Origin of the sequence: Microcoleus sp. OTE_8_concoct_300, from assembly GCF_031383065.1 — a bacterium.
Lineage (GTDB): Bacteria > Cyanobacteriota > Cyanobacteriia > Cyanobacteriales > Microcoleaceae > Microcoleus.
This window is the reverse complement of sequence record NZ_JANMZH010000065.1, coordinates 1-15195: the sequence shown is the minus strand read 5'-3', so window position 1 is coordinate 15195 and position 15195 is coordinate 1. Positions and strand designations below refer to the sequence as shown.

15 protein-coding genes are annotated in these 15195 nt (G+C 46.2%); 12 read left to right on the top strand and 3 right to left on the bottom strand.

The window, feature by feature from the left end:
• Positions 1–142: 142 nt before the first annotated feature.
• The 6 genes from ACUVJL_RS03185 (at position 143) to ACUVJL_RS03160 (ending at position 8023) form a co-directional block, all read left to right on the top strand.
• On the top strand, positions 143–1396 hold the full coding sequence (locus tag ACUVJL_RS03185; RefSeq protein WP_445244517.1) for a competence/damage-inducible protein A: 1254 nt from the start codon (positions 143–145) through the stop codon (positions 1394–1396).
• 298 nt (positions 1397–1694) lie between these two features.
• Positions 1695–1832, top strand: a complete 138-nt coding sequence (locus ACUVJL_RS03180; protein ID WP_445244516.1) for a hypothetical protein — start codon at positions 1695–1697, stop codon at positions 1830–1832.
• Positions 1833–1944: 112 nt separating this feature from the next.
• Positions 1945–2385 carry a type II 3-dehydroquinate dehydratase gene (gene aroQ, locus ACUVJL_RS03175; RefSeq protein ID WP_445244515.1) on the top strand — a complete coding sequence of 147 codons (441 nt, stop codon included), beginning with the start codon at positions 1945–1947 and terminating at the stop codon, positions 2383–2385.
• 190 nt (positions 2386–2575) lie between these two features.
• Positions 2576–3724 (top strand): ADP-ribosylglycohydrolase family protein, encoded by a 1149-nt coding sequence (locus ACUVJL_RS03170; protein WP_445244514.1) that lies wholly within the window; start codon positions 2576–2578, stop codon positions 3722–3724.
• A 408-nt stretch (positions 3725–4132) separates the two neighbouring features.
• The gene (locus tag ACUVJL_RS03165; RefSeq protein ID WP_445244513.1) at positions 4133–5245 is read left to right on the top strand and encodes an RNA-guided endonuclease InsQ/TnpB family protein; all 1113 of its coding nucleotides are present in this window, start codon (positions 4133–4135) and stop codon (positions 5243–5245) included.
• Between the two features lie 246 nt (positions 5246–5491).
• On the top strand, positions 5492–8023 hold the full coding sequence (locus tag ACUVJL_RS03160; RefSeq protein ID WP_445244548.1) for an HD family phosphohydrolase: 2532 nt from the start codon (positions 5492–5494) through the stop codon (positions 8021–8023).
• A 54-nt stretch (positions 8024–8077) separates the two neighbouring features.
• Here ACUVJL_RS03160 and ACUVJL_RS03155 read toward each other — a convergent pair whose 3' ends face one another.
• The gene (locus ACUVJL_RS03155) at positions 8078–8554 is read right to left on the bottom strand and encodes a nuclear transport factor 2 family protein (RefSeq protein ID WP_445244512.1); all 477 of its coding nucleotides are present in this window, start codon (positions 8552–8554) and stop codon (positions 8078–8080) included.
• A gap of 90 nt (positions 8555–8644) precedes the next feature.
• A complete protein-coding gene (locus tag ACUVJL_RS03150) occupies positions 8645–9562 on the bottom strand; it encodes a carbohydrate ABC transporter permease (RefSeq protein WP_445244511.1) in 918 nt (305 codons plus the stop codon).
• Positions 9563–9577: 15 nt separating this feature from the next.
• On the opposite strand from ACUVJL_RS03150, the gene rpsF reads away from it, so the two are divergent.
• The 6 genes from rpsF to argJ all read left to right on the top strand — a co-directional run bounded on the left by rpsF (position 9578) and on the right by argJ (position 14649).
• The gene (gene rpsF, locus ACUVJL_RS03145; protein ID WP_015176119.1) at positions 9578–9913 is read left to right on the top strand and encodes a 30S ribosomal protein S6; all 336 of its coding nucleotides are present in this window, start codon (positions 9578–9580) and stop codon (positions 9911–9913) included.
• A gap of 538 nt (positions 9914–10451) precedes the next feature.
• On the top strand, positions 10452–11984 hold the full coding sequence (locus ACUVJL_RS03140) for a right-handed parallel beta-helix repeat-containing protein (protein ID WP_445244510.1): 1533 nt from the start codon (positions 10452–10454) through the stop codon (positions 11982–11984).
• Between the two features lie 482 nt (positions 11985–12466).
• Entirely contained in the window at positions 12467–12595 is a 129-nt protein-coding gene (locus tag ACUVJL_RS03135) for a hypothetical protein (RefSeq protein ID WP_445244509.1), read from the top strand.
• Between the two features lie 104 nt (positions 12596–12699).
• The gene (locus ACUVJL_RS03130; protein WP_445244508.1) at positions 12700–12894 is read left to right on the top strand and encodes a hypothetical protein; all 195 of its coding nucleotides are present in this window, start codon (positions 12700–12702) and stop codon (positions 12892–12894) included.
• A 60-nt stretch (positions 12895–12954) separates the two neighbouring features.
• Positions 12955–13095 carry a hypothetical protein gene (locus ACUVJL_RS03125; RefSeq protein WP_333303770.1) on the top strand — a complete coding sequence of 47 codons (141 nt, stop codon included), beginning with the start codon at positions 12955–12957 and terminating at the stop codon, positions 13093–13095.
• Between the two features lie 312 nt (positions 13096–13407).
• Positions 13408–14649, top strand: coding sequence for a bifunctional ornithine acetyltransferase/N-acetylglutamate synthase (gene argJ, locus ACUVJL_RS03120; protein ID WP_445244547.1), 1242 nt, complete (start codon positions 13408–13410; stop codon positions 14647–14649).
• An 80-nt stretch (positions 14650–14729) separates the two neighbouring features.
• Here argJ and ACUVJL_RS03115 read toward each other — a convergent pair whose 3' ends face one another.
• Entirely contained in the window at positions 14730–14894 is a 165-nt protein-coding gene (locus ACUVJL_RS03115) for a hypothetical protein (protein ID WP_445244507.1), read from the bottom strand.
• Positions 14895–15195 lie beyond the last annotated feature (301 nt).

The following is a 15195-nucleotide window of genomic DNA, read 5'->3' as shown; positions in this document are numbered from 1 at the left end:
TAAGGAATAAGAAAGAAGGAAGAAGGAAGAAGGAAGAAAAATACTTTCTAATGCCCCATGCCCAATTCCTTCTTCCCAATTCCCCAATTCCCCAATTCCCAAATCTAAAATCCCAAATCTAAAATCTAAAATCTAAAATTGAATGGTTGCTGAAATTATTTGTGTTGGCACTGAATTGCTGTTAGGCGATATTCTTAATAGCAATGCCCAGTTTTTAGCGAAAGAATTAGCGAGTTTGGGAATCCCTCACTACTATCAAACAGTGGTGGGGGACAATCCAGAACGCATCAAACAAGTGTTAGAAATAGCCGTCAGCCGATCGCAACTTTTAATCTTCACCGGAGGCCTCGGCCCCACACCGGACGACCTCACAGTCGAAACCATAGCCGATTTTTTTGGGGTTCCTTTAATAGAAAAGCCGGAAATTATCGCAGATATCGAATACAAATTTGCCCAGCGGGGACGCACCATGAGTCCCAGCAACCGCAAACAAGCTTTAATTCCAGAAAGTGCGGACATTCTGCCGAACCGCACCGGTTCTGCACCGGGCATTATTTGGCAACCGGTTCCCAACGCGACAGTGATGACATTTCCCGGAGTACCGGCGGAAATGCACTTGATGTGGCGAGAAACGGCCGTTCCTTACCTGCAAAATAACGGCTGGTGCAGCGAAACTATTTACAGCCGCACGCTGAAATTTTGGGGTATTGCTGAGTCGGCACTGGCAGAAAAGGTAGATAGTTTTCTGAATTTAACTAATCCTACTGTTGCTCCTTACGCCAATCACGGCGAGGTGAAACTCAGGATTTCGGCCCGCGCGGAGTCGAAGGCTGCTGCTAAGAATTTAATCGAGCCGATCGAACAACAGTTGCTGCAGATTGCTGGCCTTGACTGTTACGGTGCCGATACCGATACCCTCGCCTCGACTGTCGGTAAATTGCTGCTGTTGGCTGGCGAAACTCTTAGCGTGGCTGAATCCTGCACGGGAGGAGGGTTGGGAGCGATGCTGACCGGTGTTGCCGGGAGTTCGAGGTACTTTTTGGGCGGGATTATTTCTTACGACGATCGGGTTAAGGAAGGATTATTAGGTGTTAATCCCCAAGATTTAGCCGAATTTGGGGCAGTCAGCCACCAAGTGGCAAAACAAATGGCTGCGGGAGTGCGCGCTAGTCTCAATACCAATTGGGGATTGAGCATTACAGGCATCGCCGGGCCCGGAGGCGGTACAGACGCTAAACCTGTGGGACTGGTTTATATCGGTTTGGCGGGCGACGGCGAGACAGAAAGTTTTGAATACCGCTTTGGCGAGGCCCGAGGCCGCGATTGGATTCGGAATCTCAGTAGCTGTACGGCGCTCGATCGACTCCGGCGTAAATTATTGTTGGCAAAAGCGTAGAAAATATCCAGCGCTTTGTCAATTGTCAACAGTCAGCCGTAACCTTAAGCTTTATTTAACACTCTGTACTCCGAGATAGTTCCGCAATTTTCCGCTTGCCTCTTGATTATCTGTAAAGATTCGTTATGATAATAAGATAGGACTGATCGGCAAATATACTGACTCTCTCCATTGCTCAAAATAACCAGCAAGCGAGAAAGCAAGTTTGACCTTTGGTTTCAAAGTCGTGCTTGCTTATTTTCAGAGATTTAGCCGTCGGTTTAGCAATCTAGACTATAAAAAAGGAGCTATCCGTTCAATGGAAGACATTGAAAAGGTGCTGGAACAAATTAAAGAATGGGTTCGCAAGCTGATAGAAGGACTGCTGAATCCCGAAGCTCAACCTGAACTCGAACCGATTCCTATTCCTGTCAACCCACCGAGGAATCGCCGGTAGTCAGGACGGGATTTGAAGTTTGAGGTGTGAGGTTTGAGGTTTGAGGTTGCAGACTGGTTCTAAATCACAAGTCAAAACTCTCAGAATTTTTGTGGCGCTGGAATTTTAAAAATTGTTAAATATCCTGGTACTTCACGGCCCTAATCTGAATCTATTGGGTCAGCGAGAACCTGGGGTTTATGGTTCTGCGACTTTAAATGATATCAACAAATTGCTAGAACGAGAAGCGCAAGCCCTCGAGGTGAAAGTCTCAATTCAGCAGTCTAATCATGAAGGCGTCTTGGTGGATGCAATTCACTCGATGTCAGGGCAGCACCAAGGCTTATTGATTAATGCTGGAGCTTATACTCATACAAGTGTGGCAATTAGAGACGCGATCGCCGCTGTGAATATCCCTGCCGTAGAAGTTCATCTGAGCAATATTTACCGGCGGGAAGCTTTTCGGCATCACTCGTTTATCGCAGCGGTGGCGATCGGGCAAATCAGCGGTTTTGGATCAGAAAGTTACCGGCTGGGGCTGCAAGCTCTAGTTACTTACCTGATTGAAAATTAAAAATTCACTGATTGTTCAGAGGAGGGCAGGTTTTAGATGGAAAACCAGCCCTTATATGTTTTGGTGTAATTCAAATTAATCAGAAGGGTTAGGCAAAGAGGGAAACCAGGAATAATTATAAATTGCAAATTATCAATTACAAATTACAAATTACAAATTATCAATTAGTAAGAACTTGAGTTAAATTAAAATGCGGCATTCCCTGTTGAGCAAGTTTCAAGGAACCATCCTGGGGGCAGTTTTAGGAGACTCTATAGGTCTGCAATACCAGAGGCAACTCGTGGGTATTCCCCCCGAAATAGGAGACTTGCCGCCGATTTTACAACTGACGAAACACCAACAATTGACACAGAGTGGGGCAAGATTGGCGTTGAATTCTCCCCAGAGCAAAATCCCAACTGGCAAAAAATCATCCGAATGTGGCAGACTTGCGGTGGCGTGCGCTCAAAGTTTAATTCGGGGTAGGGGTTTAGATTTAAAAGATTGGCGCGATACTTGGGAAGCATTTGCCAATTCCGAAATCAATCATCCGCTTCGCAGTGAGTTTCAAAGCCTGCTTAACCCTTCTGAAGCTGCCGTTGCTGCGCTGCCATCCGCGATGTTTTTTCACGAAAATAAAGCCAAGCTGCGAGAAAAAATCATGCTGGCGATAGAGGTTTGGCCTAAGGAAAACAAGCCAGAATGGGAGACAGCAATTTTAGCAGTAGGATATGCGATCGCCAGAACTCTCAAAGGTAAACTTGACCCCGCGACAGCAATCGAGCAAACAATTGCTTACCTGAAAACAGATAATGCCTTAACAGAGCTGCTGCTGGAAGTGCAAATACTACTACAACGGGGAGCCGATTTAGAAACAGCCACCACTCATTTGTGCAAAAGGGCCACAGAAGTGCGAGAAAGACAGGGCGAGGGCGAGAAAAAATTACAAACCGAGTCAATTGTCAACCCAGGAAATTTGATTCCCATTGCCTTAGCTTTCTACTGCTTCTTGAACACCCCAGAAGACTTGCGCTTGTCAGTGCTGCGGGCGGCTCGCTGTGGCATAGCCGGACAACTCACCTGCGCTTTGACGGGAGCTTTGTCTGGAGCTTACAACGGCGCTGCTGCGATACCTGTAGAATGGCGACAGGTATCTTCGGCTACGGTTGAACCGGGGCAGTTGGTCTGTGCCCGAGAATCCTCGCTTTGGGGAACGGGCAGCGATGCAAAAATTGTAGAGTTAGCAAATAACCTGTTTGCTGTTTGGGCGGGAGTTTACAAACCCGATGCCGGCCTCGATTCTGCAGCGCTAGCCCGATCGGTGGCTGCACCTTATGTCATTAGACCTCGTAAAATATAAATTTTTGAGCTTTTAACAGGGAGGCGAAACCATAAATTAGCAATCAGAAATTAGCAATTAGCAATTAACAAGTTAAAAACGAAAGCCGAAGGACAGCGACAATTAAAGATTAAAAAGTAAAAAATTAAATCGGACGCGCTGGCCCCAAAAAACCGGGTTTCTACGAGAATATGGGGTTGGGAAACGAAGAATCGAGGGAGAAACCGGGTTTTTAGCCGCAGCGCGCGATTTCTGTTCAAGATGGACAAGGGAAGCAAAGAAGCTACTTGCGTTGTTGGCCACAGTCAGGAAACCCAACTGCTGGCGATACTTACGCAAAGTAGCGTGGGGGGTGAGAAGCTGTAACCAAAATCCTATTCACATCTACTCATTTCATAAGAAATGAGTAGATGTGAATCAGTATATAGTGTGACTCAAAGCGATCAAGAGGTAACAATGCTGTTAGGCTTCAAAACAGAATTGAAACTGAATAACAGGCAGCGCACTATGCTTGCCAAGCACTGTGGAGTAGCACGCCATGCTTGGAATTGGGGATTGTGGCTAACCAAAAACATTCTTGAGTATAACAAATCCCATCCCGATGAAAAACTCAAGTTTCCCACAGCTATTGACCTGCACAAACTATTAGTAACCCTGGTGAAATCAGAAAATCCGTGGTATTACGAGTGCAGTAAATCTACACCGCAACAGGCATTAATGGCTTTGCGCCAAGCTTGGAAGCGGTGCTTTAACAAGACTGCGGGAGTACCGAAATTTAAGAAAAAAGGGCAGCGCGACTCTTTCACGTTAGAAGGAACAGTTAAAATTTTGGGTAACAACAAAATCCAAGTTCCTGTAATTGGCATTTTCAAGACTTACGAAAGGTTGCCACAAGTATTAACCAAGTCTTGTACAATATCCCGTCAAGCTTCCAGGTGGTTTATCAGTTTCAGATTTGACGTAGAACAGCAAGAGTCATGCCAAACAAGTATTGTGGGAGTTGACCTCGGCATTAAAGCATTAGCTACTCTTTCAACAGGTGAAGTGATTGTCGGAGCAAAATCCTACAAAAAGTACGCAGCCAAGTTGTCAAGAATGCAGTGGCTAAATCGCCATAAAACTATCGGCTCACGCAATTGGAAAAAGGCACAGCTTAAGATAGCGAGATTGCACATAAAAATAGCTAACATTCGCAAAAATACGTTGCATAAGTTAACGACATTGCTTGCCAAAAACCACGGCACAGTAGTGATCGAAGACCTCAATGTGTCCGGGATGATGGCTAATCATAAACTCGCTGCCTCTATTGCTGATATGGGTTTCTTTGAATTCCGACGCCAATTGACCTACAAGTGCAAGTTATATGGCTCAAAACTTGTAGTAGTTGACCGATGGTTTCCATCCAGCAAAACTTGCTCTAATTGCTCCACCAAAAAAGAAACACTCGGACTTTCTGAGCGAGTGTTTGAATGCGGTCATTGCGGTTTTGTTATTGACCGTGATTTAAATGCAGCGATTAATTTGTCAAAAACCGTCAGTTAGACGGGGCTCGTGCCTGTGGACTGGTTAGTGCCGACACCGCCAGAATGAAGCAGGAAGTAAGTTTCACAATACTCAGGAGTAGATTTGTCTAGTTATGAGAGTTATGAGTAGGTCTTATGTAACGGTTGAATATTCAGCCACGGTTGTTCGGATAAACTCAATCAAGATGCAGAGTCAGAATTTCTGACAAAGCTGCTGGATAACAGTGATATATCTTCAACACAAATGAATACGCTCTCCTCATTGATGCGGCAGATTGAGCAGCTAGGCGCTGCGCGCTCACTGCGCCAACACATTGCTAAAGTGCAAAATGGCGGCAGCAAACCAGATACCTCACGCGCTGGCGGGTCTCACCTGAGCCGTTTGTCGCGCCAGAAATGGGTTCTGCCCGAGACTTTTACGAGATTTACAAGTAAAACCTCAAAATCAAGCCTCAAAAATCAAGCTCGTTCCCCTATGTTGGTGCTCGTAGCGGTAGTTTCCCTAAGCAGCACTCTGGGCCACCGTTTCTACAACCAGCCGAAACTGGATGTGGGGACGAAAGCTCCTCAGACGATTAAGGCTCCTGCTAGTGCTAGCATCCCGGATTACAAAACTACTGAAGAACAGCGGAAAGCAGCGCGGATCGGGGCTGTAGCGATATTAATGCTCGATCGTGCAGTTGATCGACAAATTTATCAAGAATTACAACAATTTTTGCAGCAGGGAAGCGAGCTGCGGGAGGCGGTAGGCCCGTTTCCGTTTGCGAGTCCCTCGGCCCTCTCAAATGCGGCTCAGGTTTACTTGCGGCGCTGTCCTGAGTGGGAGTGGCGATCGATTTTGGCGCAAGCGGGGGACCACAGGGCAACGGACGAGCGGTTGAATTTGGATTCCCCCGCAATTGCTGCGCAGACTGACAACAAGTCTCAGCAGGATGCTGTCGCTCAACTGCAAGCTTACAGCCGTGAGGTTCCGGCAGCCGACTTTCAAAGCCTGACAGACAGTATTTCCTCGGCTCGCCGACGCTATCTCAATGCTGTGGAGGCCCTGGGACAACCGTCGGTTTCCGGGCTCGGACAGATTTACGATACTTCGCTGTTTGATTTGTCGGATGCAGCTTGGCAGAAAACCCAAAGGGGTATGAGTCGGGCGGCAAAAAGGATGGTGGCTCAAGGTATCCCACAGGGCTTGCCAAAAGAGATTTTGAAAGAAGCTGTGAAGCTGCAAGTGGCAGATGAAGTGCCGTTAGAGTCCCAAGCTTTGGCGATTGAGGGTTTAACAGCGATTTTGCACCCAAATCTGGTGAGAGATCCCGAGGAAACCAAACAGCTAGCTGAATTAGCGGCGCAAAACGTCAAACCGGTGATGATCGCAGTAGAGCAGGGCGACATAATTGTTGCAGAAGGAAAAGAAATCGCCCAGCAAGATTTCGTGTTGCTCGACTATTTTGGTTTGAGCCGGCGGGGGGTGAATTGGCTGGGGCTGGCGGGTTTTGTTTGTTTAGTCGCGGGGGCAATTGCGATCGTACTGCTGGTGGAAAGGCACTACCGCTTGCGCCGGAGAGATCATTTGCTATTGCTGCTGCTGACTTTGAGCGCGCCGGTGCTGGTGAGTTTGGGGCTACCTTGGACGAGTTTGCCCGCGATCGGGATTTTAGCGGGCGGCTTCTACGGTTCGGCGGTGGGAGTGACTGTGGTGGGGCTGCTGTCGGCCCTGCTGCCCGTTGGTTTAAATGTGGAGTTGATTCATTTGGTGGCTAGCGGGGCGGGGGGATTGCTGGGCGCTTTTATGGCCGGGCGGCTGCGATCGCGCGAGGAATTGGCTCTTTTGGGCGTGGGGGTCGGCTTGACTCAGGGCACGGTTTATCTGGTGGGGACTCTGATTGCCAGCGCGGCTACCGGTGCGATTTGGTACGTGGTACTCGGTACGGTGGGCGCACAAAGTTTGGCCGGTTTGGCTTGGAGCGTTGTGGCGATCGGCATCAGCCCTTATTTGGAACACGTTTTTGACTTGATTACGCCGATCCGGCTGGCGGAACTTGCCAATCCCAACCGCCCGCTGTTGAAGAAATTGGCTGCGGAGGCTCCGGGGACTTTTCAGCACACGCTGTTTGTGGCTAGTTTGGCGGAGGCTGCGGCCCGGGAGATCGGCTGCAATGTTGAGCTGGTCAGAACTGGCACATTATACCACGATATTGGAAAAATGCACGACCCGCTCGGATTTTGTGAAAATCAAATGGGCGGGGCCAACAAACACGATGAAATTAATAACCCTTGGACGAGCGCGGACATTATTAAAAAGCACGTTACCGAGGGGTTGGTGATGGCGCGGAAGCATCGATTGCCGAAGGCAATTCAGGCGTTTATTCCCGAGCACCAAGGTACAATGTTGATTGCTTATTTCTATCACCAAGCGCAGCAAATTGCTGCAAAAGAACGAGAAGATTTAAAGATTGCTTTGCCAGATGCTGATCATTCAAAGTTAATAATCCCAAGTCGCCAAGTGAGGGAGGAGGATTTTCGCTATGACGGGCCGATTCCCCAGTCGCGGGAAACGGGGATTCTGATGCTGGCGGATTCTTGCGAGGCTGCTTTGCGATCGCTCAAGGATGCTACTCATGAAGAGGCTTTGAATATGGTTAATCGGATTTTGAGGGCTCGCTGGCAGGATAATCAATTGCTCGATTCGGGTTTGACTCGGGAAGATATGTCTCTAATCGCGGAGATTTTTGTGAGGGTTTGGGAACAGTTCAATCACAAGCGGATTGCTTATCCTAGCGCAGTTTTTACTCCCAGGTAGGAGGAAATTTTGAGTTAGGAAAAATAGGAGGGCATTTCTGTTGTGGATTAGATTTTATGGCGATGTATCCCGCAAAGCGCCATGCACTTGAGTATTGCCGCTGACAATTACCACAGTTTGCTTGATTCCTGTGATTAGCCAATGTCTGTCTGTTTGAATCAAGGAGTGACAATAGTTACCTCCTGTATCCAGCCGATTCTGTCCAGGTTCGCGATCGGGGTCAAGTCGATAAATGCGGTACACAGACTTACATTGGGCAGCATCCCTTTTAATAGTTACCTCGTGATTTGTGCTGACGTGCAGCGTTCGCAAACCGGCAAGACCTTCTACTCGCTGTTTTATGTATTCTTCTGCGGTTACTCGTCGGGGAGTTTCACCTCGAAATTCTGAATAGTCGATATCTATTTCCTCTGCTAGATGCGATCGCAATTTTTGCCAGTCTTGGGCATCGATCGCATTGGCAAAGGCTACGATCGTATCTACGACCGCAGCGCGATCGATAATCCAGCGGATGTTTGGCAGTTCGTACATAAAAAATAAACTTTGTGAGTTGTCAGTTTAAAAGATTTTAATTTTTAACCGCCGATGAACGCGGATAAACGCCGATTTTTTGTGTTGATTCTATCCTTTGACTCCGGCGGCGGTTTCTGTTGGCACAATGTATTTTTGCAAGAGCAAAAATAGTCCTAAAACTGGAACAATAGAAATAATGGAACCCGCCGCAACTAAACGCCAATCTAAGGAAAATGTCCCGGCTAAATTGGCTACGCCTAAAGGTAAAGTGTAATATTCCGGCCTGTCTAAAACTAGCAGCGGCCACAGAAAGTCGCTCCAAGAACCGATAAATACGAAAATTCCTAAAGTGACTAAAGCTGGCTTAATTGCGGGAATCATGACGTGCCACCAAATGCCTAATTCTGTACAGCCGTCGATGCGGGCGGCTTCTTCTAGTTCTTTGGGAACTGCTAGGAATGCTTGTCGTAATAAAAATATGCCGAAGGCTGAGGCTAGTCCGGGAAAGATTACGCCTAAATAACTATTTTTTAGTCCGAGTTGTACTGTCAATATGTATAGGGGAATCATGACTATTTGGAAGGGAATCATGATTGTGGAAATGATTGTGATTAAGATGGCTTCGCGGCCGCGAAAGTTGAGTCTGGCTAAGGGGTAAGCGGCGAGGGCACAAAAGAGGACGTTGATGGTAACTGTGAGGCCGGCAATCAGGGTGCTGTTGAACAGGTAGCGGGCGAAGGGGTTGGTTTGCCAAACTTTGATGAAGTTTTCGAGGGTTGGCTGTTGCGGCCACAGTTGCGGGGGAAATTGAAAGATGTTTTCGGTGGGGGATTTGAGGGAGGTACTCAGAAGCCACAGCAGGGGAAACAGCATTAAAAGTGCGATCGCGCTCATGAGGCTGTACGTCCACAGGGTTCTCCACCGCGAGGGAGTGTTGTTTGGGGAATTTGGTTTTTTGGTTTTGAGATTGTTCATTGTTGGGATATGATAATAAGTCCTTGCTTCGTGAGAAGCCTTGTTGTCCATAAGGGGATTATTGCCATGAAACCGTTTATTTACGAAACTATGTACATTCTGCGCCCTGATTTGGGTGAGGAAATGACAGACCAGGCGATCGCTAAATATCAAACTATTTTGCGCGATCAAGGTGCTGAAAACATCGAAACTCAGCACCGCGGCAAGCGCCGTTTGGCTTACGAAATCGGCAAGCACCGGGACGGAGTATACGTTCAAATGAACTATACAGCTCCGGGCGCTGCAATTTTTACCCTGGAGCGCGCGATGCGTCTGAGCGAAGAAGTGATTCGCTATTTGACGATCAAGCAAGATGTGCCAGATGCACCTGAAGCGGAAGCGGAAGCTGAAGTCGCCGAGTAGCATTCGTGTCAACTTAACGTCTTATGTAGTACCAGTCTACTGTTTGACGATTAGGGCCGCTTATTCCTCGGCCCCGGCACGCCTTTGTTAAGGGCTACCCTGTACACACAACTTGAAAAACTAACGTCAGAGCCTTTAGCTCCCCCTGGCATCCTCATGAAAAAGACGCTAGGGGGATCTCTGGAATTGTGGAACATAGTTTTTTAAGGGCGGGACTTGATGTTAATTGAAATTATAAGTAGGTAAGGGGGATTAAACCGAGCTATGTAACAATATGTAAACAGGGCTAACTTAGCCACGCTTAGGGCTAAGGAGACTTTACAATCCTTAACATAATTGTGTTTTACAGCGGCTAAGCTGTTGTGCATTTAAATTGTATGTTGAGGGCGGGCTAGGAGAGCCCACCCCACAAGAGGAAAAATTTATTTTACCATGCAACTTAAATGCGGATTAGCTTACCTACTTACTAGATTTACAAAATTACGAAAGTGCTTTAATGTTTAAACAGTGAGGATTAAATGTTACCTAAAAAAACTTCATGATGAGAAAAACCGTTCATAGGTTCATCACGTTAGTATTAGCAGGATTCCTATTGGCGATTAGTCGCGTGTGCTGGACATCGCGAACTTTAGCACAAATCCATCCTCATGTTTTTTATGTTGCACCAAATGGTAGTGATACAAATAACGGTTCACTTGAGCATCCTTGGTCAACAATTAATCACGCAGCGTTGGTATTAAAAGCGGGTGAAACAGTTTATATTCGGGCTGGAACTTATCGCCTCACTGAACAAATTCAAGCTAAAAATTCAGGGACAGAAAAGGCTTGGATTACTTATCGAGCCTATCCTGAAGAACTGGTTATTATTGATGCGGATGCAGTTAAAGTAGAGCCTCCCTCTGCTAATAAATCCCATTATCCTCATGATCAAGGTGCATTTTTGTTACAAAATGTTAGTTATATTAAAGTCGAAGATTTAGAAGTTATTAATTCTCATAATTCTGGTATTACAGTTAGAAATAGCCATTTTGTTAACCTTTATAATAATAAAACACAAAATACGTTTTCCCCAGGTATTGGTGTTTGGTGGGGCGATCACTATAAAGTAATGGGAAATACGGTTATTAATGCAAACGACCTAAAGATGGCTGACTTTTTAAATGATTTCCCAGAAGCTCCCCATGAAGCAATTTCAATCGGTGGGGTTGAAAATTTTGAAGTGGCTTATAACTTAGTTAAGGATGGGAAAAAAGAAGGGATTGATGTTAAAGAAAAGAGTAAATATGGAACCGTCCATCATAACTATATTCACCACATGGCACGACAAGGATTATATGTTGATAGTTGGTTTGGAGTCTTAGAAGATGTTGAGGTCTTTAATAATGTTGTTCATGATTGTAAGGGGGCAGGATTTGCTTTAGCAGTAGAAGGAGGTTCAGAAGCAAAAAATATTCGATTTCACCATAACTTAATTTATGATAACTGGGGAACCGGAATTCTCTTTGCCCGATGGGGAAATGATGGGTTACGGCATAATATTAAAATTTATAATAATACGGTTCATCATAATGGTTATGGTAAACCGAACCCAGGAGAAAGCTTTTTTTGGATTACTGGAGGGTTATATTTATTTTCTGATAATGTTCAAAATGTTGAAATCAAGAATAATATTTTTAGCAAGAATAGGGGATTTCAAATCGGTTATAGCGATCGCTATTTGGCGGCTAACTCTGACATCGAAAAGATTTTTAGTCAAAAAGATATTGAGATTAGCCACAACTTAATCTTTGGAGAAAATAACACCACCCGTCCGATTTATGCTGGATGGCTTCCTGATAACTATGCGAATATCTATGGAACGAGTGGAACTGCTGCGGTCAGAGAAGAACCTCAATTTGTTAATCCTGAGGAAGGGAATTTTTACTTAAAATCTCCGGTCAGTAACCCAACCCCATTAACTGCTAATTCTCAAACATCTCAGATGAGAGTCGGAGCTTTTTCCAATGGAGAAAAACCCCATTTTTGGTGGCAGGGTAAGTTCCCTCCTCAATTTCCTGATTTACCCCAATAAACCCTTCATTAAAATAAGTTGTGTCTGTAATAATTAATTGTTAATAGTTGTATTAAGTATAGCCTTTCTCAGTAACATGAGGTACTCTCGCGGGCATAGGGCATAGGGCATAGGCCTCCGTGGGCATGGGCCAGGACTTGCCCCCATACCTCACCATGCTTGAGAACCGCTATACCTAAACAAAATTAATTACACAACTCAATAATAATGATTTAAGTAGGTAAGCGGGATTAAACCGAGCTATGTAACAATATGTAAACAGGGTTAAGTTAGCCACAATTATGTTAAGGATACTTTACAATCCTTAACATAATTGTGTTTGACTACCCCTACCTACTTAGCTACTTATTAAATTTACTGTTAACTCAGGAAAATTCGACTTTCTTGAGAGGCAAAATTCTGCATCTATAACTCTGAACCAAACTATAAAGTTATTTTTGCCACTAGCCATTACGTAGCCGCCAAAATGTGGCACTTAGAATATGAATATTGTCAAATTTTACCAACTGCTGCTTGGGGTTGGGCCTGAATCAACTAGCCTTGCGCCCGATCGCACTCCCTGCAACCTCGATCGAGATTCTCCCCCATCGCCCAATTGTAAAGTTTTGTGACATTTTTTATTTGGTAGCTTTAGATACAGAATTGTCTGTTATAGTTAGAGAAAGGAAGAAAAAACCAGCCCAACATTAATCTAAAGAATACGGAGGAACCGCATATGTCTACCGAAAATCAAGCTCGCTCTCTGATGATGCGCCACCACCACATGGTGAAGAACCGGCAGCAATCCATGCTCAACCGCACCGCCACCGAAGTCGGGATGGAAGATACCCACTACTGGGGTCACATTCAAGGCAAACCGCAGCCCAGCCTTCAAGCTAGTTACGATCGCAGCCACGCCACCATGAGCTAGGACAAGCTCAAATTGCCCAATTGCCTACGAATTTATTACCTATATTTGGAGAAACCAGTTATGTCAACTCAAGAACAAGCCCGCAACCTGATGATGCGCCACCAACACGTCGTCAAAAACCGTCAGGAATCCATGCTGAGCCGTGCGGCTGCTGAAGTTGGTTTAGATGCTGGTTCTCAAGCGAGTATCGATCGCAAATAACTCGTTTTTTCAACGGCGAGATAGTTGAATCGAGTCGGTTGTTTGCCAGCTAAAAATTAATAATGTCAGTGACAAAACCGTCGCGACTTCTTCGGGAGTTCTAACTCTCGATAGGAAGCCGCGATTAGTTTTATGGGAACGGGGAATGGGGAATAGGGAATGGGAAATGGGGCCCAAAAGAATGGGGAATCTAAAATCTAAAATCGTTCGACTGAGCGCTCACCCCGAAGTCTAAAATCTAAAATCTAAAATCTAAAATCTAAAATGGTATAATCCCCTTTCAGCAGATTGAAGGCTACTAGGGAGGTCATGATGTCGGACTGGAAAGAAATTGACGGCGGAGTTACAGCACCCAGAGGGTATCGAGCATCGGGAATTACAGCGGGTTTGAAGCCTTCAGGCTTGCCGGATTTAAGTTTAATTTTGTCAGAGGTGGACGCGATCGCCGCGGGAGTCTTCACCACATCCACTGTCCGGGCTGCTTGCGTGGACTACTGCCGCCAGCGTTTGCAAGCTAAATCTAGCGCGAAAGCAATTTTGTGCAATGCGGGACAAGCTAATGCTGCTACTGGCGAACAAGGTTGGGCAGATGCCCTCGAAAGTGCCAAATTGTTGGGAGAAGCGCTGAAGATTCCTCCAGAATCAATTCTTTTGGCCTCCACTGGCGTCATCGGACAGCGGATTAAAATGGAACCCCTGAGGGCGGGGATTCCGCGATTAGTTGCTGAGGCATCGGCCACGGGTTCCGATGCGGCTGCTAAGGCTATTTGTACGACTGATTTAGTGCCGAAAACGATCGCCCTGGAAACCATGTTTGGCGATCGGCCCGTGCGCATCGGTGGCATTTGCAAAGGTTCGGGAATGATTCACCCGAATATGGCAACAATGCTAGCATTTGTAACTTGCGATGCTGCAGTGTCGTCGCATTTGTGGCAAGAAATGGTGAGTCGGGCGGCTAACAGAAGTTTCAATCAAATTACTGTTGACGGAGATACCAGTACCAACGACTCGTTAATTGCTTTGGCGAACGGTCAATCCCGCACGCCCGCAATTACAGAAATGGGGGCGGATGCTGAAAAACTAGAGGCGATGCTGACAGAAGTTTGCGTGCATTTGGCAAAGGCGATCGCCCGTGACGGCGAAGGTGCAACTTGTTTGGTGGAAGTGCAAGTTAGCGGCGCGCTGGATGAAGTTTCTGCGAGTATAATTGCCAAAACAATTGTCGGTTCTTCTTTGGTGAAAGCTGCTATTTTCGGACGCGATCCGAATTGGGGGAGAATTGCGGCGGCGGCGGGGCGCGCTGGTGTACCTTTCGATCAAGAGAATTTGCGGATTCAATTAGGCGATTTTTTGATGATGGAAAACGGGCAACCGAAGGAGTTCGATCGCGCTGCTGCGAGTAATTATATGAAAGCGGCTGCTGAGGGGGAATATTTGAAGGCTGATACGGTTTTAATTCAGATTAGTGTCGGGAATGGCAGCGGTTTTGCGAAAGCTTGGGGATGCGATTTGAGTTACGACTACGTGAAGATTAATGCGGAGTATACGACTTAATTTTCATCCTCAAGTTTGCATATCGTTTGTAGTAAAGACTTTAGTCCTTAGATGCCCAAATCTGTAAGAAAGGACTGAAGTCATTTCTCGAAACCGAGATCGCTTGTATGACAGGACACGATCGCCGGCTGAAACCGAACCTGTTGCTCTGCTGCGATTAATTGATCGATCGTATAAATTATGCCGTCCAAGGAACCGTCGGAAAAACATCCAGAATGGGGATCTCGTTTAAAGGATTGAGCCATTCTCTAGCGCCCCAAGTTTGCGCCTCGACAATGCCGATTTGTTTTACGTTTTGACCCGTGCATAAAGCAGGCCGAACCCATTTACAGCAGATTCCACGTTGATGAAGTACACCAGTCAAGCGATCGAGCGCTGTAGGGAAACGGCTAGGCGCCGTGTCCTCTATCTTTGCTATGTACCTCACTTAGGATCGCGAATTAAATAACTTACAATTTTAATTGTTATTGTGGGATGGGCGTCCCGCCATCCTTTTTGGACGGGCGGGACGCCCATCCCACAAACTTGTGGAAGTTATTTAATTCT

Coding starts and splice junctions, on each gene's coding strand:
- ACUVJL_RS03130 (WP_445244508.1), top strand. CDS start 12,700: ATGTCTACCGAAAATCAAGCTCGCTCTCTGATGATGCGCCACCACCAC.
- ACUVJL_RS03125 (WP_333303770.1), top strand. CDS start 12,955: ATGTCAACTCAAGAACAAGCCCGCAACCTGATGATGCGCCACCAACAC.
- ACUVJL_RS03180 (WP_445244516.1), top strand. CDS start 1,695: ATGGAAGACATTGAAAAGGTGCTGGAACAAATTAAAGAATGGGTTCGC.
- ACUVJL_RS03185 (WP_445244517.1), top strand. CDS start 143: ATGGTTGCTGAAATTATTTGTGTTGGCACTGAATTGCTGTTAGGCGAT.
- ACUVJL_RS03140 (WP_445244510.1), top strand. CDS start 10,452: ATGATGAGAAAAACCGTTCATAGGTTCATCACGTTAGTATTAGCAGGA.
- ACUVJL_RS03155 (WP_445244512.1), bottom strand. CDS start 8,554: ATGTACGAACTGCCAAACATCCGCTGGATTATCGATCGCGCTGCGGTC.
- ACUVJL_RS03150 (WP_445244511.1), bottom strand. CDS start 9,562: ATGGACAACAAGGCTTCTCACGAAGCAAGGACTTATTATCATATCCCA.
- rpsF (WP_015176119.1), top strand. CDS start 9,578: ATGAAACCGTTTATTTACGAAACTATGTACATTCTGCGCCCTGATTTG.
- ACUVJL_RS03115 (WP_445244507.1), bottom strand. CDS start 14,894: ATGGCTCAATCCTTTAAACGAGATCCCCATTCTGGATGTTTTTCCGAC.
- ACUVJL_RS03160 (WP_445244548.1), top strand. CDS start 5,492: ATGCGGCAGATTGAGCAGCTAGGCGCTGCGCGCTCACTGCGCCAACAC.
- argJ (WP_445244547.1), top strand. CDS start 13,408: ATGTCGGACTGGAAAGAAATTGACGGCGGAGTTACAGCACCCAGAGGG.
- ACUVJL_RS03135 (WP_445244509.1), top strand. CDS start 12,467: ATGAATATTGTCAAATTTTACCAACTGCTGCTTGGGGTTGGGCCTGAA.
- ACUVJL_RS03170 (WP_445244514.1), top strand. CDS start 2,576: ATGCGGCATTCCCTGTTGAGCAAGTTTCAAGGAACCATCCTGGGGGCA.